The sequence below is a fragment of the Baekduia sp. genome (assembly GCF_035318805.1).
In the GTDB taxonomy this organism is placed as follows: domain Bacteria; phylum Actinomycetota; class Thermoleophilia; order Solirubrobacterales; family Solirubrobacteraceae; genus Baekduia.
Genome location: NZ_DATHDY010000138.1, coordinates 38788 through 60858, shown reverse-complemented (window position 1 = coordinate 60858; position 22071 = coordinate 38788). Strand labels below are relative to the sequence as shown.

The 22071-nt window shown below is 73.5% G+C and carries 20 protein-coding genes; 18 read left to right on the top strand and 2 right to left on the bottom strand.

Annotated elements, in window-relative coordinates; genetic code table 11:
- The first annotated feature begins 16 nt into the window (after positions 1 to 16).
- The 18 genes from VK501_RS27675 to VK501_RS27590 all read left to right on the top strand — a co-directional run bounded on the left by VK501_RS27675 (position 17) and on the right by VK501_RS27590 (position 19586).
- Positions 17 to 1045 carry an LLM class flavin-dependent oxidoreductase gene (locus VK501_RS27675; RefSeq protein ID WP_324343283.1) on the top strand — a complete coding sequence of 343 codons (1029 nt, stop codon included), beginning with the start codon at positions 17 to 19 and terminating at the stop codon, positions 1043 to 1045.
- On the top strand, positions 1042 to 1893 hold the full coding sequence (gene aroE / locus VK501_RS27670; protein ID WP_324343282.1) for a shikimate dehydrogenase: 852 nt from the start codon (positions 1042 to 1044) through the stop codon (positions 1891 to 1893). Before VK501_RS27675 ends, aroE begins: the two co-directional genes overlap by 4 nt.
- Positions 1890 to 2711 (top strand): 2-keto-4-pentenoate hydratase, encoded by an 822-nt coding sequence (locus VK501_RS27665; protein ID WP_324343281.1) that lies wholly within the window; start codon positions 1890 to 1892, stop codon positions 2709 to 2711. Before aroE ends, VK501_RS27665 begins: the two co-directional genes overlap by 4 nt.
- Before the next feature lie 32 nt (positions 2712 to 2743).
- On the top strand, positions 2744 to 3808 hold the full coding sequence (locus VK501_RS27660; protein ID WP_324343280.1) for a LacI family DNA-binding transcriptional regulator: 1065 nt from the start codon (positions 2744 to 2746) through the stop codon (positions 3806 to 3808).
- Entirely contained in the window at positions 3805 to 4854 is a 1050-nt protein-coding gene (locus tag VK501_RS27655; RefSeq protein WP_324343279.1) for a 1-aminocyclopropane-1-carboxylate deaminase/D-cysteine desulfhydrase, read from the top strand. Before VK501_RS27660 ends, VK501_RS27655 begins: the two co-directional genes overlap by 4 nt.
- On the top strand, positions 4851 to 5786 hold the full coding sequence (locus VK501_RS27650) for a dihydrodipicolinate synthase family protein (RefSeq protein ID WP_324343278.1): 936 nt from the start codon (positions 4851 to 4853) through the stop codon (positions 5784 to 5786). Before VK501_RS27655 ends, VK501_RS27650 begins: the two co-directional genes overlap by 4 nt.
- A complete protein-coding gene (locus VK501_RS27645) occupies positions 5783 to 7384 on the top strand; it encodes a GMC family oxidoreductase (RefSeq protein WP_324343277.1) in 1602 nt (533 codons plus the stop codon). The genes VK501_RS27650 and VK501_RS27645 overlap by 4 nt, the downstream gene beginning before the upstream one ends.
- Positions 7381 to 7842 carry a hypothetical protein gene (locus VK501_RS27640; protein WP_324343276.1) on the top strand — a complete coding sequence of 154 codons (462 nt, stop codon included), beginning with the start codon at positions 7381 to 7383 and terminating at the stop codon, positions 7840 to 7842. Before VK501_RS27645 ends, VK501_RS27640 begins: the two co-directional genes overlap by 4 nt.
- A gap of 59 nt (positions 7843 to 7901) precedes the next feature.
- On the top strand, positions 7902 to 9365 hold the full coding sequence (locus tag VK501_RS27635) for an aldehyde dehydrogenase family protein (RefSeq protein WP_349261080.1): 1464 nt from the start codon (positions 7902 to 7904) through the stop codon (positions 9363 to 9365).
- Positions 9366 to 9450: 85 nt separating this feature from the next.
- Positions 9451 to 10524 (top strand): substrate-binding domain-containing protein, encoded by a 1074-nt coding sequence (locus tag VK501_RS27630; protein WP_324343274.1) that lies wholly within the window; start codon positions 9451 to 9453, stop codon positions 10522 to 10524.
- Positions 10525 to 10593: 69 nt separating this feature from the next.
- Entirely contained in the window at positions 10594 to 12078 is a 1485-nt protein-coding gene (locus VK501_RS27625; RefSeq protein ID WP_324343273.1) for a sugar ABC transporter ATP-binding protein, read from the top strand.
- Positions 12075 to 13079: an ABC transporter permease gene (locus VK501_RS27620; RefSeq protein WP_324343272.1), complete on the top strand. Its 1005-nt coding sequence runs from the start codon at positions 12075 to 12077 to the stop codon at positions 13077 to 13079. Before VK501_RS27625 ends, VK501_RS27620 begins: the two co-directional genes overlap by 4 nt.
- On the top strand, positions 13076 to 14071 hold the full coding sequence (locus VK501_RS27615) for an ABC transporter permease (protein ID WP_324343271.1): 996 nt from the start codon (positions 13076 to 13078) through the stop codon (positions 14069 to 14071). Before VK501_RS27620 ends, VK501_RS27615 begins: the two co-directional genes overlap by 4 nt.
- Complete coding sequence (locus tag VK501_RS27610; protein ID WP_324343270.1) at positions 14052 to 15572, top strand: amidase; 1521 nt, start codon at positions 14052 to 14054, stop codon at positions 15570 to 15572. The genes VK501_RS27615 and VK501_RS27610 overlap by 20 nt, the downstream gene beginning before the upstream one ends.
- On the top strand, positions 15572 to 16516 hold the full coding sequence (locus tag VK501_RS27605) for a hypothetical protein (protein WP_324343269.1): 945 nt from the start codon (positions 15572 to 15574) through the stop codon (positions 16514 to 16516). The genes VK501_RS27610 and VK501_RS27605 overlap by 1 nt, the downstream gene beginning before the upstream one ends.
- Positions 16513 to 17691 carry a Gfo/Idh/MocA family oxidoreductase gene (locus tag VK501_RS27600; protein ID WP_324343268.1) on the top strand — a complete coding sequence of 393 codons (1179 nt, stop codon included), beginning with the start codon at positions 16513 to 16515 and terminating at the stop codon, positions 17689 to 17691. Before VK501_RS27605 ends, VK501_RS27600 begins: the two co-directional genes overlap by 4 nt.
- Positions 17688 to 18605, top strand: a complete 918-nt coding sequence (locus VK501_RS27595; RefSeq protein ID WP_324343267.1) for a sugar phosphate isomerase/epimerase — start codon at positions 17688 to 17690, stop codon at positions 18603 to 18605. Before VK501_RS27600 ends, VK501_RS27595 begins: the two co-directional genes overlap by 4 nt.
- Positions 18606 to 18614: 9 nt before the next feature.
- Positions 18615 to 19586: a DUF4432 family protein gene (locus tag VK501_RS27590; RefSeq protein WP_324343266.1), complete on the top strand. Its 972-nt coding sequence runs from the start codon at positions 18615 to 18617 to the stop codon at positions 19584 to 19586.
- Between the two features lie 351 nt (positions 19587 to 19937).
- On the opposite strand, the gene VK501_RS27585 is transcribed toward VK501_RS27590, so the two are convergent.
- Together VK501_RS27585 and VK501_RS27580 are read right to left on the bottom strand one after the other, a co-directional pair.
- Complete coding sequence (locus VK501_RS27585) at positions 19938 to 21341, bottom strand: HAMP domain-containing sensor histidine kinase (protein WP_324343265.1); 1404 nt, start codon at positions 21339 to 21341, stop codon at positions 19938 to 19940.
- Complete coding sequence (locus VK501_RS27580) at positions 21338 to 22006, bottom strand: response regulator transcription factor (protein WP_324343264.1); 669 nt, start codon at positions 22004 to 22006, stop codon at positions 21338 to 21340. The genes VK501_RS27585 and VK501_RS27580 overlap by 4 nt, the downstream gene beginning before the upstream one ends.
- Positions 22007 to 22071 lie beyond the last annotated feature (65 nt).

The following is a 22071-nucleotide window of genomic DNA, read 5'->3' as shown; positions in this document are numbered from 1 at the left end:
GGGAGAACACACTTCAATGGACAACGTCTCGCGGTTCGGGGTCTTCCTCCCGACCTACATCTGGGCCGACGACGGGCCCGAGCGCGCGCGCAACATCGTCGCCTTCGCCCGGCGCGTGGAGGAGCTCGGCTTCGACTCGCTGTTCGTGACCGACCACCTGCTGTCGGCGACGCACTTCTACTCGGCCTCGTTCCTCGAGCCGCTCAGCACGCTGGCGGTGGCGGCGGGCGCCACGGAGCGCGTGCGGCTCGGCACGTCCGTGCTCGTGCTGCCCACGCGCCACCCGGTCGTGCTGGCCAAGGAGATGTCGACGCTCCAGTACCTGTCCAACAACCGCTTCATCCTCGGTGTCGGCGTGGGCTGGAACCAGGCGGAGTTCGTCGCCACCGGCGGCGACAAGTCCCAGCGCGGCAAGCGCTCGGACGAGCTGCTGGACATCGCGATCCCGCTGATGGAGGGCGAGACGGTCACCTACCACGGCAAGTACTTCTCGGTCGACGAGGTCTCGATCGAGCCGCGCCCCACGCGCCGCCCCGAGCTGTGGGTCGGCGGCGGGTCGCAGCTGGCCAACGACAAGTCGCCCGACAAGCCGACGCTCGTGCCCGCCGTCAAGCGGCGCATCCTGCGCGGGGAGGGCTGGATCCCCCGGCCGACGTGCCCGCCCGAGGAGCAGGCGCGCGACTGGGCCGAGATCCGGGAGGGCCTCGTGGCGCAGGGCAGCGACCCGGGGACGTTCACGGTCGCCCACGAGAACTTCATGCACTTCGTCGACACCGCCGATCCGGTCGAGGCGCGCCGCCAGCAGCACGAGGCGTTCCTGAAGGTCATGAGCACGACGCGCGGCCCCGAGTACCTGGAGTCCGTGTACCTGTTCGGCACGCCGGAGGAGATGGTGGCCTCGCTGCAGGCCCGCGTCGACGCCGGCATCGGCTACTTCATGCTGCACACGATGACGCCGGACGTCGACCAGCTCGACCTGTGGCTGCGCGACATCGTGCCGCACGTGCGGTTCCCGGAGGACTCGTCGACGGCCCGGGCCGCGTGACCCCGGACCCGACACGCCGCGTCGCCCTGATCGGCCGGCCGCTGCGGCGCCGGCACTCCCAGGTCATGCACGACGCGGCGTTCGCGGCCAACGGGATCGACGCGCGCTACGACCTGCGCGAGATCGAGGCCGGCGAGGTCGCCGACTTCGTCGCGCAGGCGCGCGGGCCGGAGTGGCTCGGCTTCCAGATCACCGCGCCCTACAAGCGCGACGTCATGGCGCTGCTCGACGCCGTCGAGCCCGAGGCCGAGGCGATCGGCGCGGTCAACAGCGTCCTGCGCGCGCCCGACGGGACGCTGGTCGGCTTCAACACCGACGCGCCGGGGTTCGCCGCCGCCGTGCGGCGCGACCTCGGGATGGAGCTGGGTGGCGCGCGCGTGGTGGTCGCCGGCGCGGGCGGCGCGGCGCATGCGGTCGCCCACGCCGCCGTCAGCGCGGGCGCGGCCGAGGTCCGCGTCGTCAGCCGCACGCTGGAGCCGGCGCAGGCACTGGCCGATCGCGTGGGCGGCGTGGTGGCCGGGAGGCTGGACGACCGGGCGCTGCCCGGCGCCCTGGCCGCCGCCGACCTGCTGGTCAACGCCACCACGGTCGGGATGCTGACGCCGGGCGTCGTCGTCGATCCGGCGCTGCTCGGCGAGCACGCGGCGGTCTTCGACCTGGTCTACGTGCCGCTGGAGACCGAGCTGCTGCGGGCCGCGCGCGAGCGCGGGCTGCGCGCCGCCGGAGGCGCCGGCATGGTCGTCGCGCAGGCGGTCATCGCCTTCGGGCGCTGGACCGGGGTCGCCGACGTCACCGACGTCATGCAGGAGGCGGTGGCGCCGCTGCTCGAGGGCGCCGCTGCACCATGAGCGCGCCGCGCGATCCTCACGCGGCGATCGCCGAGCGCCTGTGGCGCGCCCAGCGCGACGGAGGGCTGACGTCCCCGCCCAGCGCCGAGCTCCCGGACCTCGACGAGCAGGGCGCCTACGCGATCCAGCGCGCGATGGTCGAACGCCTGGAGGGCGACGGCGCCGTGCCGGCGGGCTGGAAGGTGGGCCTGACGTCGGCGGTCGGCGGCCGGCGCGGCGCGCCCGGGCCCATCTATGGGCAGCTGCTGTCGGACATGGTCGTGCCGGAGTCGGCGCCGATTCCGGCGGGCGAGCTGCACCGGCCCGCGGTCGAGGGGGAGATCGCCTTCGTCCTCGACCGCCCCCTGCGGGGCCCCGGCGTGACGGTCGCCGACGTCCTGGCGGCCACGCGCGGCGTGGCGCCCGCCATCGAGATCATCGCGGGACGCCTGGAGCCCGGCGACCACGCGGTCGTGGACTTCATCGCCGACAACGCGGCCAGCGCGCGAGTGGTCCTCGGCGAGGCCCTCGTGCCCGTCGACGACCTCGACCTGCGCCTGGTCGGGATGGTCCAGTCGTCGGGCGGCGACGTCGTCGCGACCGGCGCGGGGGCGCGCGTCCTCGGCCACCCCGCGGCATCGGTGGCGTGGCTGGCCAACGCGCTGGCGGATGGAGCCCCGCCCGCCCGGCAGCTCGACGCGGGCACGTTTGTGCTCAGCGGATCGCTTGCGCCGGCGGTCCCGGCCGAGCCGGGAGACACGTTCGCGGTGGAGTTCGACCACCTCGGCACCGTGTCGGCCGTCTTCGGCTTGACAGCGGTTTCGGGCATCGGCTATTAGTAGAGATCAGTGGAAAACGTTTGCCGTCCCAGATGAGCGGATCGTCCCTGACCGAGGTGGCCAAGGCGGGCGGGGTGTCGCTCGCGACGGCCTCGCGCGTGCTCAACCCCAACAACGAGCACCCCGTCAGCGAGGACGTGCGGGCCCGCGTCCTGGCCGCCGCGCAGAGCCTCAACTACAGCGTCAACGCGCTGGCGCGCGGCCTCAAGGTCCAGCGCACGCGCGTCGTCGCGGCCATCGTCCACGACTTCTGCGACCCGTTCTTCAACACGGTCGCGAAGGGCGTCACCGATGCGGCGGAGGCGGCCGGCTACCTGACGGTCCTGTGCAACTCCTCGCGCGACCCCGACAAGGAGCTGCGCTACGTCCAGCTGGCCCAGCAGCAGCGCGTGGCGGGCGTCCTGTTCATCGGCGGCGGCCTCGCCTCGCGCACCTACCGCGACGCGATGCGCCAGCAGGTCGCGACGCTGCGCAGCTACGGCGCCCACGCGATCGCGCTCGAGCCGCGCGGCTCCCGCATGCCGGCCGAGATCCCCGACAACCGCGGCGGCGCCCGGCTGGCGACCGACCACCTCGTCGGGCTCGGCCACGAGCGGATCGCGTTCATCGACGGCCCCGAGCAGGTGCTGACCAGCCGAGACCGCCTGCGCGGCTACCGCGACGGCCTGGAGGCGGCGGACATCGCGTTCGACGAGCGGCTCGTGGCCTCCGGGGGCTTCACCGAGGAGGGCGGGCGCGCGGCGCTGGCCCGGCTGCTGGACTCAGACGTCCCGTTCACCGCGATCTTCGCCTCCAACGACGCGATGGCCATCGGCTGCACGGTCGAGCTGCGCGCCCGCGGGCTCGCGCTCCCGCGCGACATGTCGCTCGTGGGCTTCGACGACATCTCGACCGTGCGCTGGTTCGACCCGCCGCTGACCACCGTGCGGGTCCCGATGGAGGAGATCGGCGCCGCCGGGGTCGCGCGGCTGCTGGCGCTGCTCGACGCCGAGGACGGCAACGGATCGCCGGCCGGCCGGCTCGTCAACGTCCACCCGACCGAGCTCGTGGTGCGAGCGACGACCGGCCCGCCGGCCGCCCGGAAGGCGCGGACATGAGCGCGAGCGTGCGCGTGGTGACGGCACTGGCCTCGGTCCCGCGTGCGCGACTCGCCACGCTGCCCACGCCGCTGGAGCCGGGCCCGCTCCTGCCCGGCGGGGCACGCCTGATGGTCAAGCGCGACGACCTCAGCGGCCTGGGGCTCGGCGGCAACAAGGCGCGCAAGCTCGAGTTCCTCTGCGGAGCCGCCCTGGCGGCCGGCGCCGACACGCTCGTCACCGTCGGAGCGGCGCAGTCAAACCACGCCCGCATGACCGCGGCCGCCGGCGCCGTGCTCGGGCTCGAGACCCATCTCGTCCTCGGCGGCGTCGCCGAGGAGCACCCGGCCGGAAACCAGCTGCTGTCGCGGATGTTCGGCGCGCACGCGCACCACGCGGGCACCGACCGCTGGGCCGAGCTGTCGGCCGCGCTGGACGTGCTCGTCGAGCAGCTGCGCGCCGCCGGGCGCCGGCCGTTCGCCATCCCCATGGGCGGCAGCACCGCCGCCGGGGCGCTGGGCTTCCTGGCCGCCTGGCTCGAGCTGGCCGAGCAGGCCGAGGCCGCGCAGCTGCGCCCGGCGGCCATCGTGCACGCCAGCTCGACGGGCGGCACGCACGGCGGACTGCTCGCCGGGCGGGCGGTGTGGGACGCCGCCGGCGAGGCCGCGCCGGACGTCATCGCCGTCGACGTCGCCAAGGACTCCCCCGACCTCGCGGCCGACGCCGTCGCTCTCGCCGGCGCGGCGCTGCAGTCCCTGGGGCTGGGCGACGTGCCCGTGGACCCTGCGTCGGTCGAGCTCGACGAGCGGTGGGTCGGCGACAGCTACGCGGTGCCCAGCGCCGCCGGTGACGCGGCCGTCGCCTGGGCGGCGCGCCACGGCGCATGGGTGCTCGACCGCACCTACACGGGCAAGGCCTTCGCCGGCCTGCTCGGCCTCGCCGAGCAGGGCCGCTTCGCCCCCGACTCGACGGTGGTGTTCTGGCACACCGGCGGGTTCCCGGCCGTCTTCGCGCCCGGCGGCGCCGTGCTGCCGGACGCCACTCCCGAGATGAAGGTGATCGCGTGACCCTGAACCTGGACGGACTGATCCCGGCCACCGTGCTGCCGATGACCGAGGGCGGGGTGATCGACGAGCCGGCGCTGCGGCGCTACATCTCGTGGATCTCCGAGCTCGGCCCGGTGGCGCTGGCCATCAACGCGGACACGGGCGAGGGCCCACATCTGACCCACGACGAGAAGCTGCGGGTCATCGAGGTCGTCGGGGAGGAGACCTCGCTGCCGATCATCGCCGGCGTGGCCGGGCCGTTCCCTGAGCAGGCGATCAAGCAGGCGCGCGACTACCGCGCCGCGGGCGCATCCGCGCTCCTGGTCTTCCCGATCCCGGCGTACCTCTCGGCGCCGTTGGACCCGGCCATCCCGGTGGAGTACCACCGCGCGATCGCGTCGGCCGGGCTGCCGCTGATCGCCTTCCAGCTGCAGCCGATGCTGGGCGGCGTCAACTTCGAGACCGATACGCTCCGCCAGCTGATCGAGCTCGACGGGGTGGTGGCGATGAAGGAGGCGTCGTTCGACGCGCGCCGCTACCTCGACACGTTCCGGATGGTCGAGCAGACGCCGAAGTACCAGCGCGGTGAGTTCACCTACCTCACCGGCAACGACAACTTCATCCTGGAGTCGTTCATGCTCGGCTCCACGGGCGCGCTGATCGGCTTCGGGGCGATCATGGTGGCCGAGCAGGTGGCGATGATCGACGCCTGGCGCGACGGGAGGATCGACGAGGCGCGCGACAGCGGCCGGCGCGTCCAGCGGCTGGCCGACGTCGTCTTCGACGCGCCGGTCGCCAACTACCGCGCGCGTCTGAAGGAGGCGCTGCGGATGCTCGGCGTGCTGGAGGACGCGAGCGTGCGGCCGCCGCTGCGCCCGCTGGACGACGCCGAGCGCAGCCGGCTCGAGCGCACGCTGGTCGAGGTCGGATTGCTCAAGGAGGTGACGGCGTGAAGGCCGACGTGTTGATCGTGGGCGCCGGCGCGTCGGGCGGCGTGGTCGCGCGGCGCCTGGCCGCCGCGGGCATGGACGTGGTGTGCCTCGAGCAGGGCGGCTGGCACGACCTCGACGAGTTCCCCGCGCCGCGGCCCGAGTTCGAGCTGATGGCCCGCAAGCAGTGGGCGCACAGCCCCAACGACCGCGCGCTGCCCGAGGACTACCCGGTCAACGAGGACGACTCCGACGTCGCCACGCTGATGTTCAACGGCGTCGGCGGCAGCCTGATCCTCTACGCCGGCGACTGGTCGCGGCTGCATCCGTCGGACTTCCGCGTGCGCTCCCAGGACGGGATCGCCGACGACTGGCCGATCAGCTACGAGGACCTGCGGCCCTACTACGAGCAGACCGACGTCGAGTTCGGCGCCGCCGGCCTCGGCGGCGACCCGGCCTACCCGGCGCCCTTCGAGCCGCCCTACCCGCCGCTGCCGATCGGCGCGGGGGCGCTGCGGGTCGCCCGCGCGCACACGCGGCTGGGCTGGCACTGGTGGCCGGGCACGAACTCCGTGCTGTCGGTCGGCGCCGAGGGCCGGCGCGCGTGCGCCCAGTGGGGCACGTGCCTGTGGGGCTGTCCCGAAGGCGCGAAGGCGACCACGGACCACACGCACTGGCCCCAGGCGATCCGCGACGGCGCGAAGCTCGTCACGGGCGCGCGCGTGAGCCGCGTGCTCGTCGGCCCCGGCGGCCTGGCGACCGGCGTGCAGTACGTCACCGAGGACGGCGCCGAGCACGTCCAGGAGGCCGACGTGGTGATCCTGGCGGCCAACGCGATCGGCACCGCCCGCCTGTTGCTGCTGTCGGCCACCGCGGACCACCCGAACGGCCTCTGCAACGGCAGCGACCAGGTCGGACGCCGGCTGATGGTCCACCCGTTCGCCAACGTGATGGGCCTGTTCGACGAGCCGTTGCGCACGTGGAACGGCCACATCGGCTCCAAGATCGTCTCCTATGAGTTCTACGAGACCGACGAGCGCCGCGACTTCGTCCGCGGCGCCAAGTGGAGCCTCGCGCCGACCGGCGGTCCGATCAACGCCGCGCTGCCGACCCGCGCCGGCGGCCCGACCTGGGGCCCCGACCACCACCTGCACATGCGCTCCTCCCTCGGGCGCGGCGTGAGCTGGGGGATCTTCGGCGAGGACCTGCCCGATCCCAACAACCGCGTCACGCTCGACGCCGAGCTGACCGACTCCTCCGGCATCCCCGCCCCGAAGGTCACCTACCGCGTCGGCGACAACTCGCGCCGCTGCCTGGACTTCCAGATCGAGCGTGCGCGGGAGTCGCTGCTGGAGGCGGGCGCCTACCAGACCGAGGAGGAGCGACTCATGCGCTACTCGGGCTGGCACCTGATCGGGACGGCGATGATGGGCACGGACCCGGAGCGCTCGGTCGTCGACGGCTTCGGCCGCTCGCACGAGATCGAGAACCTCTACATCGTCGACGGCAGCGTGTTCCCCACGTCGGGGGGCGTGAACCCGACCAGCACGATCGCGGCGTTCGCGGCCCGCGCGGCCGACCATCTGATCGCCGACCGCAACGCCCAGCGGGTGCCGGCATGAGTTCCCCGGATCCGACCCTGGTGGCCGGCGTGGTCGACGACGCGCTGCGCGATCGCCTGCGGCGCTTCGCCGACGTGCTGATCCCCGCGGCGCACGGTATGCCCGGCGCCGGCGAGGTGGGCGTCGCCGACGGCCAGCTCGACAAGGTGCTGGCGGTGCGCCCGGACCTCGCCGAGCCGCTGGCGCGCGCCGTGGCCGACGTCGATCCCGCCGATCACGAGACGTCTCTGGCGCGCCTGCGCGACGGCGACCCGCAGGCCCACGACGCGCTGCTGCTCGTAGTGGCCGGCGGCTACTACATCGACGCCGACGTCCGGCGGCGCATCGGCTACGACGGCCAGCAGCCCGTCGAGGTGCGCCCGGAGATCATCCCGAACTACGTGGAGGAGGGGCTCATCGAGCCGCTTCTGGCCCGCGGGCCCGTCTACCGGCCGGTCGACGACGTTGAGCGTGGGTGAAGGGCCTTGACACGAGATAATCGATCATCGAGGATGCACCCGGCGTGGACGGAGAGAACATGACGATCTCGGCAGCGCGCAGCGAGTGGGACGGCCAGCTCTTCAGCGGCGGCTGGCGAACCGCTGAGGGCGGGACGACGGACGTCTTCGAGAAGGCGACCGGCCAGCGGCTGGCGACGGTCGGCCTGGCCTCGGCCGTGGACGTCGCCGCGGCGACCAAGCGCGCCGCCGCCGCGCAACCGGCGTGGGCGGCCACGTCGTTCGAGGAGCGTGCGGCGATCCTGCGCCGCGCCGCCGCCCTTCTGGAGGAGAGCAGCGCCGACGTCATCGACTGGCTCGTGCGCGAGACGGGCGAGATCCGCGCGCGCGCCACCCACGAGGTGCGCATCAGCGTGGGCGAGATCCGCGAGGCCGCCGCGCTGGCCGGCCAGCCCTTCGGCGAGCTGCTGCCCACCACCGAGCGCGGGCGCGTGAGCATCGCGCAGCGGGTGCCGCTCGGGGTCGTCGCGGCGATCACGCCCTGGAACGCGCCGGTGATCCTGGGCGTGCGCGTGATCGCGCCCGCGCTGGCGCTCGGCAACGCGGTCGTCATCAAGCCCGACGTGCAGACGCCGATCACCGGCGGCCTGCTGCTGGCGTCGATCTTCGAGGAGGCCGGGCTGCCCGACGGCGTGCTGCACGCGCTGCCCGGCGCCGCCGAGGCCGGCGAGGCGCTCGTCGTCGACCCGCACACGCGGCTCATCTCGTTCACGGGCTCGACGGCGACCGGCCGGCGCGTGGGCGAGCTCGCCGGGCGCCACCTCAAGAAGGTCTCGCTCGAGCTCGGCGGAAACAACGCCTTGATCGTGCTCGACGACGCCGACATCGACGCCGCGGCGTCCTCCGGCGCCTGGGGCTCGTTCCTGCACCAGGGCCAGCTGTGCTTCTCGACCGGGCGCCACCTGGTCCAGGACTCCGTCGCCGACGCCTACCTCGACGCGATCACCTCGCGCGCGGACGCGCTGGCGGTCGGCGACCCCTTCCGCGACGACGTCGAGCTGGGGCCGATCATCAACCAGCGCCAGCTGGACCGCTTCGACGCGATCGTCCAGGGCACCGTGGCCGCCGGCGCGCGCCTGCGGACCGGCGGCACGCACGAGGACCTCTTCTACCGGCCGACCGTGCTCGAGGGCGTCGCGCCCTCCATGCCCGCGTTCGTCGAGGAGATCTTCGGCCCGGTCGCCGCCGTGACCACGTTCGCCTCCGACGACGAGGCCGTCGCGCTCGCCAACCAGACCGAGTACGGCCTGGCCGCGGCGATCTACTCCCAGAGCCTGGGTCGAGGGCTCGAGGTCGCGCGCTCGATGCGCGCGGGGATGGTGCACGTCAACGACACGACCATCAACGACCAGGCGATCGCCCCGTTCGGAGGAATGGGGGCGTCCGGCAACGGCGGGCGCTTCGGCTCACTGGCGAACTGGGAGGAGTTCACCCAGTGGCAGTGGTGCACGACACGCGACCACGCTCCGCATTTCGCCTTCTAGGAGAGGAGGGCCGCCACCCCGAGCAGACCGTCACGCGACTGCGAGTACGGATCAGTGCAGTTGGAGTTGGAGGAGGAGAATGACTGTGAGAACCCTGAAAACGCGAGGCCTGCTGTCCTGCCTCGCCCTCGTCGCGCTCGTCGCGGCGGGCTGTGGGAGCGGTAGCGACAACTCGTCGACCAACGCCGGAGCTTCCGGCGGTGGCGGCGACAGCGGCAAGAAGTACATCCTGGGGGTCAGCAACACGCTGGTCGGCAACGGCTTCCGTGAGGAGATGATCTGCGGCGCCAAGGCCCAGGCCCTGGCCAGCGGCAAGATCAGCAAGGTGCTGGTGCAGAACCAGAACGGCGGCGCCCCGGAGCAGATCGCGGCGATCCGCACGCTCATCTCGGCCGGCGCCAACGCGATCCTGGCCAACCCGGCCGACGCGGCGGCGCTCAACCCGGTCATCGCCGACGCCAAGCGCAAGGGCGTCGTGTTCGTCGCGATCGACCAGGCCGTGACGGCGCCGGAGGCCTACATCGCCACCAACGACCAGGTCGAGTACGCGAAGCTGGGCGTGAAGTGGCTCGCCGAGAAGCTCAACGGCAAGGGCAACATCGTCGAGATGCGTGGCGCCAAGGGCGTCCCGGCCGACACCGACCGGCACAAGGGCTTCCAGGAGGAGCTCAAGAACTGGCCGAACATCAAGGTGGTCAAGTCCGTCTACAGCAACTGGGACTGGCCGACCGCCTCGAAGGAGATGTTGAACATCCTGCAGTCGGGGACCAAGGTCGACGGCGTCTGGACGTCGGGCATCGACTCGATCGTGGTCGACGCCTACAAGACGGCCGGCAAGCCGCTCGTGCCGATCGTCGGCGCTGACAACAACGGCTTCCTGAAGCAGATGATCAACGACAAGAAGCTCGACGGCGCCGCCGTCACCAACCCGGCCGTCATCGGCGGGGTCGGCGCGGCGATCGCGATCGACGCGCTGACCGGCAAGAACCCGGCCAAGGTGACGACGCTCAAGCCGGCGCTGTGGGACAGGTCGAACCAGACGGAGTGGGAGAAGTACTACGACCCGAAGCTCCCGCCGACCTACTCGACGTTCACGGAGGTCAAGCCGTACACGACCTTCACGCCCGAGCAGCTCACGCAGTGCAAGGGGCCGGCGTAGGCCTCTGATCCCACGTCGTCGCCGGGGCGCCTCGCGGGGCGCCCCGGCACGGCGGAGTTCGACCTCCCCATGAGCCTCCTCACCGTCCGCAACATCGCCAAGAGCTACGGCCCCGTCGTGGCGCTGCGCTCCGCCGACCTCGTCGTCGAGCCGGGCGAGATCCACGCGCTCCTGGGCGCCAACGGCGCCGGGAAGAGCACGCTGGTGAAGATCCTCACCGGCGTGATCTCATCCGACTCGGGCGAGATCGCCGTCGCCGGGTCGCCGGTCACCATCAGCTCTCCGCGCAGCGCTCGGACCGCCGGGCTGGCGCCCGTCTTCCAGGATCCGGCGCTCATGCCGGATCTGACCGTCGCCCAGAACATGCGCCTGACCGGCGCCGACCTCGCGCGCGTGCAGGAGTCGCTGCGCGACATGGACGTCGCGGTCGATCCCCACGAGCTCGTCGGCAACCTGCCGCTGGCGACGCTGCGCATGATCGACCTGGCGCGCGCGCTCTCGTTCGACCCGCAGCTGCTGCTGCTCGACGAGATCACCGCGGCGCTGCCGTCCGACCTGGCCGAGCGCGTCTTCGTCGTCGCGCGCGACCTCCGCGACCGCGGCCGTTCCGTCCTCTTCATCTCGCACCGGCTGGCCGAGGTCACGCTGCTGTGCGATCGCGCCACCGTCCTGCGCGACGGCCGCGCCGTCGGCACCCTGAAGCCCAGCCAGGGCGCCGAGGGCAAGATCGTCGAGCTCATGCTCGGCGAGTCCCAGGACACGATCGCCCAGGAGGTCGAGGCGGCCGCCCAGGCCGAGACCCAGACGGAGGGTCCGCCGGCGCTCTCGGTGCGGGGGCTGCGCCTCTCCGACGAGTCCCCCGACGGCGTGGACTTCGAGGTCCGCGCCGGCGAGGTCGTCGGCGTGGCGGCGCTCGAGGGCCAGGGACAGGACACGCTCTTCGACCTGCTCTCCGGCCAGCAGCGGATCCGCCACGGCACGGTGGAGCGCACCGGCAAGCCCACGCGCCCGCGCGACCCCTACGACGCGATCAAGGCCGGCATGGTGCTGGTGCCGTCGGACCGGGTCCTCGCGCTGCTGCCCCAGCGCTCGATTCGCGAGAACATCGCCGCGCCGCTGTACAGCCCGCTGCGCCGGTGGGGCCCGATCAACCTCCGCCGCGAGCGCACCAGGGTCGACGAGGCGATCGCCCGTCTGCAGATCGACACCCGCGCGCAGCGTCAGGCCCGGCGGCTGAGCGGCGGCAACCAGCAGAAGCTGACGATCGCCCGCTGGCTGGCGTCCGGCTTCGAGGTGCTGCTGTGCTTCGATCCCACGCGCGGCATCGACATCGGCACCAAGCGCCAGATCTACGCCCTGCTGCGCGAGGTGGCCGCCGAGGGCGCCGCCGTGCTCGTGTTCACCAGCGAGCTGCCCGAGATCCAGCTCGTCTGCGACCGGGTCGTGGTGCTGCACCGCGGGGCCGTCAGCGATCGTCTGCCCGCCTCCCAGGCGACCGAGGCCCGGCTGCTGCGCTCTGCGCACGGCCTCGTAGAGGAGATCGCACTGTCATGAGCACGGCAACCGAAGTCGCACTGCCCCCGTCGGGAGAGCCGGGCGTGAAGCTCCGCCGGTTCGTCTCGCGTCAGGGCTGGACCCTCGGTGTGCTGGCGATCCTGATCGCGCTGCTGATCGTCGAGGCCAACGTCGCCCCGAACTTCACGTCGTTCGACGTCCAGTCGCTCGTGATCGCGGGCATGCCGCTGGCCTTCGCCGCGATGGCGCAGGCCGTCGTCGTCATCTCGCGCGGCGTCGACCTCTCGGTCGGCTCGGTGATGGCGCTCACCAACGTCATCGCCGCGCGGCTGATGGAGGGCCACGGCATGGGCGCCGCGCTGGCCATCTCGCTGCTCGTGCTGGTCATCGGCATGGTGATCGGGACGCTCACCGGCGTGGCGGTCGTCACCACCGGCGTGCCCGACATCATCGTCACGCTGGCGCTCGGCTTCGTCTGGGCGGGCGTCGCGCTGATCGTCCTGCCCACGCCGGGCGGCGGGTCCCCGGCCGACTACCAGACGCTCTCGAGCGGTTCGTCGATCTGGGAGTGGACGCCCAACGGCCTGCTCGTCCTCGCCGGGGCCTACCTGCTGATCTGGCTGCCGCTGCGCTCGCGCCGGCTGGGGCTGGCGATCTACGCCGTCGGCAGCGATCGCGACGCGGCCTACCTGAGCGGCGTGCGCGTCGATCGGACGCGCATCCTGGCCTACACGGTGGGCGGGCTGTTCGCCGCGCTCGGCGGGCTGGCGCTGACGTCGACGACGAGCATCGGCAGCCCGCTGTCGGGCGACTTCTACACCTTGACCTCGGTGGCGGCGGTCGTCATCGGCGGGGTCAGCCTGGCCGGCGGGACCGGCGGGCTCGTGGGCCCGGTGCTCGCGGCGTTCATCCTCTCGGCGGCGGTGACCGTGCTGACGTTCCTCGGCGCCGACGCGAACTACGGACAGGTGATCCAGGGGGCTCTCATCGTGGCGATGGTCATGATCGGCGGACTGCTGCTGAGGAGGCGCGCGGCATGAGCGTCAGCGCCCCCGCACCCACCCGCGACCCGGCGCCGCGCGAGCTGGACCGCGTCAAGCGCGCGCTGGTCGAGCACCCGCTGCTCATGCTCGGGCTGATCCTGGTCGCGCTCGTCGCCGCCTGCACGATCGTCAAGTCCAGCTACCTGTCGGGCGACCAGACCGGCGCGATCCTGCGCTACGCCGCGCCGCTGGCGATCATGGCCGCCGGCCAGACGCTCGTCATGCTCACCGCCGGCATCGACCTGTCCATGGGGGCGACCGCCACCGCGGCGGCGTACGTCATGGCCGGCCAGTCCTCGCACGGGACGGTCAGCGCGATCCTCTACGGCCTGGCCATCGGGCTCGCCGTCGGCCTGGTCAACGGCATCGGCGTCGGGATCTTCCAGGTCCAGCCGCTCATCATGACGCTCGGCATCGCCGGGGTCGTCACCGGCCTGCTCACGGTTCGAGCGGCGACCAACCGCACCGCCGGCCAGGACGTGCCGCACTTCGTGCGCCAGGTCGGCGGCGAGCCGCTGGTCGGGTTCGTCCCCAACAGCCTGCTCCTGTGGATCGCGATCTCGGTCATCGTGATCCTGGGGTTGCGCAGATCGGGCTACGGAAGGATGTTGTACGCCTACGGCGACAACCCGATGGCCATGCGGCTGGCCGGCGTGCGGTCCTGGCAGCTGCTGACCGTCACCTACGCCCTGTGCGGGCTGCTGGCCGCCGTCTCCGGCATCGTGCTCGCGGGCCTGCTCAACGCCGCCGACCTCGGCCTGGCCGACTCCTTCCTGCTGCCGTCGATCGCCGCGGTGGTGCTCGGCGGGACGTCGCTGTTCGGTGGCGTGGGGACCTACTCCGGGACGATCATGGGCGCGCTCATCCTGACCGTCCTGGACTCGTTCCTGACCCTGCTCAACGCCGACGACTCGGTCCGGCAGATCCTCTATGGCCTCATCATCCTGGCGCTCGCCGCCCTCTATGCCCGTGTCCAGCGAAGCGCCTGAGCGCACCACCACGGCGCCCGGGGCCGAGCTGGCCTGGGTGTCGACGACCCAGCTCGCGCAGCGGATCCGGGAGCGCGAGCTCTCGGCCGTGGAGGCGCTCGAGGCGACCATCGCGCGCATCGAGGAGCGCAACCCGAGCCTCAACGCGCTCGTCCACCTCGCCTTCGACGAGGCCCGCGAGCGCGCCCGCGCCGCCGACGCGGCGCTCGCCGCCGGCGAGGCGCTCGGGCCGCTGCACGGCGTGCCGACCGCGATCAAGGACCTGTTCGACTTCAAGCCCGGCTGGCCCGCCACGTTCGGCGGCATCCCGGCGCTGCGCGACCAGGTCATCGACATGCGCACCGTCTGGGCCCAGCGGATGGAGGAGGCCGGCGCGATCCTGGTCGGCAGCACCAACAGCCCCGTGATGGGCTTCCGCGGCACCTGCGACAACCCGCTGTTCGGGCCGACCCGCAACCCGTTCGACCTGTCGCGCAACTCCGGCGGCTCGTCCGGCGGCGGCGCGGCCGCGGTGGCCGACGGCCTGCTGTCGTTCGCCGAGGGCACCGACGCCGGCGGCTCGATCCGCATCCCGGCGGCGTGGTGCAACGTGTACGGGTTCAAGCAGTCGTTCGGCCGCGCGCCGCTGGTCGTCCGCCCCAACGCCTTCGCGAGCATCGACCCGTTCATCTTCGAGGGGCTGCTGACCCGGACGGTGGCCGACGCGGCGCTGACGCTCACGGCGCTGTCGGGCCCCGACCCGCGCGACCCGCTGAGCTTCGCGTTCCACGACGACCCGATCGCCGCGGTGCGGCGCTCGGTGCGCGGGATGCGGATCGGCTACAGCCCCGACATGGGCGGCTTCCCGGTCGACCCGGCCGTCGCCGCGGTCGTGGAGGAGGCGGTGCGGGCGCTGGAGGCGGCCGGCGCGCACGTCGAGCCCGTCGAGATCCACCTGCCCTGCGACCAGCGCGAGCTCAGCGACCTGTGGTCGCGCGTGCTGACCCCGTTGAACCTCGACACGCTCGAGGCGCTCAAGGCCGGCGGCATCGACATGCTCGGCGAGCACCGCGACCAGCTGCCGCCGCAGTACCTGCGCTGGATGGACGAGGGCCTGCGCGCGACCGCGCGCGACATGGCGCACGACGCGCACCTGCGCACCAAGGTGCTCGAGGCCATCGGAGCGGTCTTCGACGACCACGACCTCCTGGTGACCCCGACGCTCGGGTGCCTGCCGGTGCCCAACGCGGAGGTGCCCGGCGAGACCGTCGGCCCGAGCGAGATCGAGGGCGTCGCGGTCGACGAGCTGATCGGGTGGTGCCTGACCTACCCCATCAACTTCACGGGCCATCCCGCGGCGTCGGTGCCCGCGGGCCTGGCGCACGGCCGCTATCCCGTCGGCCTGCAGATCGTCGGCCGCCACGGCGCCGACGTCGACGTGCTCGCCGCGAGCGCCACGCTCGAGCGGGTGCGGCCGTGGGCCGGCGCCTACGCGCTGTGCGAAGAGCGGGCGCTGACGTAGTGGCGGCGCAGGCGGTCGTCCGCACCGTGCGCGGCGACCTCGACCCGGCGCGGCTGGGGCCGACCGACGCGCACGAGCACCTCTTCCTCGAGACGCCGCTGCAGCCGGGCGACACCTTCCAGGACGTCGACCGCGCGATCGCCGAGGCGGCCACGCTCGTGGCGGCCGGCGCCCGCGCGCTGGTGGACTGGACGCCGCTGGGGCTCGGCCGGCGGGCGGACGGGCTGGTCGCGGTGAGCGAGGCGACCGGCCTGCACGTCGTCGGCGCGACGGGCCTGCACCGCGACGCGCACTACGCGGCCGACTCCTGGGCCCGCACCGCGACCGTCGCGTCGCTGCAGCAGCGGTTCGTCGACGAGGTCACGCAGGGGATGGACGGCACCGGCGCCCGGGCGGGCGTCATCAAGGTCGGCGCCGGCTACCACGCCGTCAGCGCGCTGGAGGCGACGGCGTTCGAGGCCGCCGCCGCGGCCCACGCCGCGACCGGCGCCCCCGTCTGCGTGCACACCCAGCACGGGACGATGGGGGAGGCGCTGGTCGAGCGCCTCCGCGACCTCGGCGTGGCGCCGGCGGCGGTCGTCCTGGCGCACCTCGATCGCAATCCCGACGCCGGCGAGCACACGGCGATCGCCGAGACCGGGGCGTGGCTGCAGTACGACGGACCCGGACGGACGAAGTACTGGCCCGACTCGACGATCCTGGCCCTGATCGCCGACGTCGCGAAGCGCGGCCACGGCGACCGCCTGCTCGTGGGCGGCGACGTCGGGCGCGCGAACATGATGCGCGCCTACGGCGGCGGGCCGGGCATGGACTACGTCTTCGCGCGCTTCCGGCCGCGGCTGGCGCGCGAGCTCGGCGACGACCTCGCCCGCGCGATCTTCGAGGACAACCCGGCCAGGGCGTTCGCGTTCGTCCCGCGCCCCGACGAGGGGAGGGCGGCGTGACGGACGCCGGCGGGCTGCGGGCCGCGGTCGTGGGGACCGGGTTCATCGGGTTGGTCCACGTCGAGGCGCTGCGGCGGCTGGGCGTCGAGGTCACGGGCATCGTGGGGTCCTCGCCCGCGCGCGTGCGCGAGAAGGCGCGGTCCTACCCGCTGCCGGAGCCCTACGAGAGCTACGAGGCGATGCTCGCCGACCCGCGCGTCGACGTCGTGCACATCACCTCGCCCAACCACCTCCACCATCCGCAGGCCAAGGCTGCCCTTCAGGCCGGCAAGCACGTCGTCTGCGAGAAGCCGCTCGGGCTGGACTCCGACGAGACCGGGGAGCTGCTGCGCCTGGCCCGCGACTCCGGCCTGGTGCACGCGGTGAACTTCAACATCCGCTTCTACCCGCAGTGCCGCGAGGCGCGCGAGCGAGTGGCCGCCGGGACGCTGGGCGACGTGCGGCTGGTGACCGGGTCCTACCTGCAGGACTGGTTGATGTACGACACGGACTGGAACTGGCGCCTGGAGCAGGACCGCGGCGGAGCGCTGCGCGCCGTCGGCGACATCGGCTCGCACTGGATCGACCTGATGACCTTCATCAGCGGCCACCGCGTCGAGTCGGTGATGGCGGACCTGACGACGTTCATCCCGCGCCGCCGGCAGCCCGCCGGGCCGGTCGAGACCTACTCGACCGACGCGGCCTCGGAGGCCGTCGCACGCGAGATCCAGACCGAGGACACGGCCAGCATGCTCCTGCGCTTCGCGGGCGGCGCACGCGGCGCGGTCACCGTGTCGCAGCTCAGCGCCGGGCGCAAGAACGCGCTGAGCTTCGAGATCGACGGCTCGCGCAGCGCGGTGGCGTGGATGGCCGAGCGCCCCGAGGAGCTGTGGATCGGCCACCGCGACGAGCCCAACCAGGTGCTGCTGCGCGATCCGGCGCTGCTGACGCCGGCCGCGGCCGCGCTGGCGTCCGTGCCGGGCGGGCACGCCGAGGGCTTCGAGAACACCTTCCGCGAGCTCTACCGCGCGGTGTACCGCGCCGTCGCCGCCGGCGGACCGCCGGACGAGCCCGACTACGCCACGTTCGCCGACGGCCACGAGCAGACGCTGATCGGTGAGGCCATCGCCGCCAGCGCTCGGGAAGGCCGCTGGGCCGACGTCGACCGCACCACGAAGACGGAGGCTTGGACATGAGGCTCGGCCTGCTCACCGCCGCGTTCCCGACGCTCGACCTCGAGGCGGTCGCCGACTGGGCCGCCGCCAACGGCTTCGGCGCGCTGGAGGTGGCGTGCTGGCCGTCGGGCGAGGGAGCGGCGCGCCGCTACGCCGGCGTCAGCCACATCGACGTCGACGCGCTCGACGATGCCCGGGCGCAGCGCATCGTCGACCTGCTGGAGCAGCGAGGGCTCGTGATCTCGGCGCTGGCCTACTACCCCAACCCGCTGGACCCGGACCCTGCCGCCGCCGGCGCCGCGGCCGAGCACCTGCGGAAGGTGATCGTGGCCGCGGAGCGGCTAGGCGTCGAGGTCGTCGGCACGTTCGTGGGCCGCGACAAGACCCGGGGGGTCGAGGAGAACCTCGAGCGGTTCGGCCGCGTCTGGCCGGAGCTCGTGGGCTTCGCCGCCGACCACGGCCGGCGGATCGCCATCGAGAACTGCCCGATGATCTTCAGCCAGGACGAGTGGCCCGGGGGCAGCAACCTGGCCTTCGCGCCCGCCATCTGGCGGTCGATGTTCGAGATCGTGCCCGACGCGAACTTCGGCCTGAACTTCGATCCCTCGCACCTCGTGTGGCAGTTCATCGACTGCCCGCGCGCGATCCACGAGTTCGGCGAGCGCATCTTCCACGTCCACGCCAAGGACGTCGAGGTGCGGCCCGACGGGCTCTACGAGTGGGGCGTCATGAGCGCCGGCGTGGGGTGGCAGGTCCCGCGGCTGTGCGGCCTGGGCCAGGTCGACTGGGGCGCGTTCTTCGGCGCGCTGTACGCCGTCGGCTACGACTTCGTCACCTCGATCGAGCACGAGGACCGCGCGTTCGAGGGCAGCGCCGAGGCCGTCCAGCGAGGATTCCTCATCGCTCGCGACAACCTCGCGCCGTTCATCCACTGAGGGGCGACGGTGGCCGGGTACGACCCCGCGTCGCTCGGCTCGCCCGAGCAGGTCGCCTCGGCCGTCTGCTCGGTCGTCGCCGAGGGCCCGGCGGCGGGCTGCCGCGCGATCGACCTGCGGGTCCTGGGCGGCATCGACCTCCGCGTGCTGCCCGACCGCGGCCTGGACCTCGGCGCGGCCTGGTACCGCGGCGTGCCGCTGGCCTGGATCTCGTCGCTCGGCGAGCGCCCGGCGCTGGAGGCCGCGGAGCTGACGGGGGACCGGTGGCGCACCGCGTTCGGCGGCGGGCTGGTCACCACGTGCGGGCTGGCCAACGTCGGCGCGCCGTCGGAGGGGCACGGGCTGCACGGCGCCTACTCGCACCGGCCGGCGCGCGGCGTCGAGGTCCAGCGCACGGCCGAGAGCCTGATCGTCGGGGGCGTCGTGGTCGACGGCGACCTCGAGCTGCGGCGCACGATCACCACGTCCGTCGGGGCGGGCGAGGTTCGCGTCGAGGACGTCGTGCGCAACCGCGGCGGCGAGATCGTGCCCGCGCCGATCCTCTACCACGTCAACCTCGGCGCGCCGCTGTGGTCGGTGCCGGCGCGCCTGCGCGTGGGCGCCGGCGCGCAGGCGGCGCCGGCGCCGCGCGACCACGTTGCCGCGCTGCATCTGGCGGACTGGGACCGCGCGCTGGGGGTGGTGCCCGGTGCGATGGAGCGCGTCTACGAGCACGTCGTGACCCCGGCACCCGACGGCTGGGCCGAGGCGCAGGTGCACCACCCGGCGCACCGCCTGACGCTCACGCTGCGCTGGGACGCCGAGACGCTCCCGCGCCTGCACCAGTGGGTCCATCCCGCACCGGGCATGGGCGTCCTGGGGCTGGAGCCCGCGAACTGCTCGGTGCTGGGCCGCGCCGCCGACCGCGCGCAGGGCCGGCTGCCGCTGCTGGCGCCGGGGGAGGAGCGCCGGACGAGGGTCGCGATCCAGGTGGCGGGCTAGAGGGAGCGCTCCGCGCCGGGGGTCTGCCGCGACGGCCGGCGTGGGTCGGGGGCGCTCCGCTCGGGCGTGGTCGGTGCGCGGGGCGTGGTTCGGGGCGATGACGGGTGAGTGGGAGGGAGCGCTCCGCGCCGGGGGTCTGCCGCGACGGCTCGGGAGGCGGGGTGGGCCTGTTTGGCGCGGTGTGGCCGCGGCGTACGGGCCCACCCCGCGCGGCCGACGACGCATGGCGCTTGGACGTTGAGATGCAACGTCTCGGCGATCAGCGCCTCGATGGTGTCGGCCAGCCGCTGGCGGCGCTAGGTCCGTGCCCTCTCTTCGTGGCGCGAGACAAAGCCGGTGACGTACAGGAGATCACTGCGAGTCGCGGGCTGCCGCATGCGCCGGGAGCGGAACCGCGGGGGCCGCCGGCAGGCGCAGCACGAACCGTCCGCCGGCGCCGGCGTCGCACGTCAGATCGCCGCCGTGCTCGCGGGCGACGCGACGGGCGATCGCGAGGCCCAGGCCGGCTCCGGGCGCGCGGACCGGCTCGAGGCGGACGAACCCTTCGAAGATCCGCTCGCGCTCGGCGGCGGGAACGCCGGGACCGTCGTCCTCGACGCCGGCGACGAGGTCGGCGCCGTCGCGTCGGACGACGACCCACACGCGCCCGGACCGGCCTGCCGCGGTGATGGCGTTCTCGACGAGGTTGCGCAGCGCACGGGCGAGCGCATCGGCATCGCCGAGCACGATCGCCCCGTCTTCGGCATCGACGTCGACGACGGGGCCGGGCAGGTGTCCTGTCGCTTCGGCGACGGCGCGCGCGGCGACGGCCCCGACGTCGACCCGCCTGCGCGCGAGCGGTTCGTTGGCCTCGAGGCGAGCCAGGTCGAGCAGGTCGGCGACAAGTCGGCCGAGCCGCGCGGCGTCGCCGGCCACGCGTGCCTCGAGCGCGTCGCGCTCTGGTCGGTCGGGCTGCTCGCGCAGCAGCGTCTCCGCCGTGGCCTGCAAGGCGGCGATCGGCGTGCGCAGCTCGTGCGACGCGTCGGCCAGGAACCGTCGCATCGCCGACTCCGAGCGACGAGCGCGCGCGATCGACTCCTCGAGCTCGTCGACCATGTGGTCGAAGGCGGCGGCCATCCGGCCGAGCTCGGTGTGTGGGCGGTCGGGGCGCAGTCGCTCGTCGTGCGCCCCGCCGGCGATCCGGGCGGCGACGGCGCCCACGTGCGCCAGCGGCTGCAGGGCGGACCGCAGGCCCCGCAGGAGCAGCAGGGCGGCGATCGCCACCGCGGCGATGGCCACCGCGATCTCGATCACGACGAGCCGGCGCACGGCGCGGTCGACGCTGGCGCGGCTTGCCGAGAGCGTGGCGACGGAGCCGCTGACGTCCTGCACATACGGGCCCACGCCCAGCTGGCCGCCGGCCACCGGGATCTTCACGACGAGCAGCTGGCCGGTCGACACGACCGAGGACGGCCCGAGGAGCGCTCCGTCGCCCGCGGGGTCCTCGAGCAGCTGCCGCTCGGTGGACGCTGGATCCGGGTCGGTGTGGATCTGCGTGTCGATGCCCTGCAGGGCGAGCGCGGACATGACGGACTTGGTCTGATCGACCGGCGCGCCGGAGATCGCCTTCGCGCCCGCGAGCAATCGCTGGCGCAGGTCCTGCTCGAGGCCGTGGCGGTAGCGGACCGTGACGACGGCGGCGCTTCCGGCGAGGGCGATGACCAGCAGCGGCAGCGCGACGAGCGCGACGCGGCGGCGCAGCGACCCGGTGCTCACGGCGAGAGCCGGTAGCCGACGCCGCGCACGGTGTGGATCATCCGCGATCCGTGCGCCTCGAGCTTGCGCCGCAGCGCGCTGACGTGCACCTCGACGACGTTCGGGTCGTAGGCGTCATAGCCCCACACCTGGGTCAGGATCTGCGTCTTGGACAGCAGCGTTCCGCGGTGGCGGGCGAGGTACGCGACCAGGCGCAGCTCGGTCGGCGTGAGGTCCAGCGCGCGCCCGGCGCGCATCGCGCCGCCGGTCGACTCGTCGACCAGGAGGTCGCCGACCTGCAACGGCTCAGACAGCCGGCCCGTGCGTCGCAGGACGGCCCGCACACGCGCGAGCAGCTCCTCCAGCGCGAACGGCTTGACGAGGTAGTCGTCGGCTCCGACCGCGAAGCCCGCCAGGCGGTCGGCGACGCCGTCGCGCGCGGTGAGGAAGACGACCGGGACATCGCGGTGCGCGCGCAGCGTCCGCGCGAGGGCGAAGCCGTCACCGCCCGGGAGCAGCACGTCGAGGACGGCGAGGTCCGGGGCGCTGCGGAGGATCGCCTCCGGCTCGCGCGCGTCGGCGAACGCCGCCACCACGTAGCCGTCGACGGCCAGCGCGCGCACGACGGCCTCCCGCACAGCTTCCTCGTCCTCGACGACGACCACCCGGGCCGGCGCGGCGCTCATGGGCGGAGTATCCCTGAGTGAACCTGAAGCCCCGCTGAAGAACCGACCGACCTTCAGGACCAGCT

Coding starts and splice junctions, on each gene's coding strand:
- VK501_RS27675 (WP_324343283.1), top strand. CDS start 17: ATGGACAACGTCTCGCGGTTCGGGGTCTTCCTCCCGACCTACATCTGG.
- VK501_RS27665 (WP_324343281.1), top strand. CDS start 1,890: ATGAGCGCGCCGCGCGATCCTCACGCGGCGATCGCCGAGCGCCTGTGG.
- VK501_RS27660 (WP_324343280.1), top strand. CDS start 2,744: ATGAGCGGATCGTCCCTGACCGAGGTGGCCAAGGCGGGCGGGGTGTCG.
- VK501_RS27655 (WP_324343279.1), top strand. CDS start 3,805: ATGAGCGCGAGCGTGCGCGTGGTGACGGCACTGGCCTCGGTCCCGCGT.
- VK501_RS27640 (WP_324343276.1), top strand. CDS start 7,381: ATGAGTTCCCCGGATCCGACCCTGGTGGCCGGCGTGGTCGACGACGCG.
- VK501_RS27635 (WP_349261080.1), top strand. CDS start 7,902: ATGACGATCTCGGCAGCGCGCAGCGAGTGGGACGGCCAGCTCTTCAGC.
- VK501_RS27625 (WP_324343273.1), top strand. CDS start 10,594: ATGAGCCTCCTCACCGTCCGCAACATCGCCAAGAGCTACGGCCCCGTC.
- VK501_RS27620 (WP_324343272.1), top strand. CDS start 12,075: ATGAGCACGGCAACCGAAGTCGCACTGCCCCCGTCGGGAGAGCCGGGC.
- VK501_RS27615 (WP_324343271.1), top strand. CDS start 13,076: ATGAGCGTCAGCGCCCCCGCACCCACCCGCGACCCGGCGCCGCGCGAG.
- VK501_RS27595 (WP_324343267.1), top strand. CDS start 17,688: ATGAGGCTCGGCCTGCTCACCGCCGCGTTCCCGACGCTCGACCTCGAG.
- VK501_RS27580 (WP_324343264.1), bottom strand. CDS start 22,006: ATGAGCGCCGCGCCGGCCCGGGTGGTCGTCGTCGAGGACGAGGAAGCT.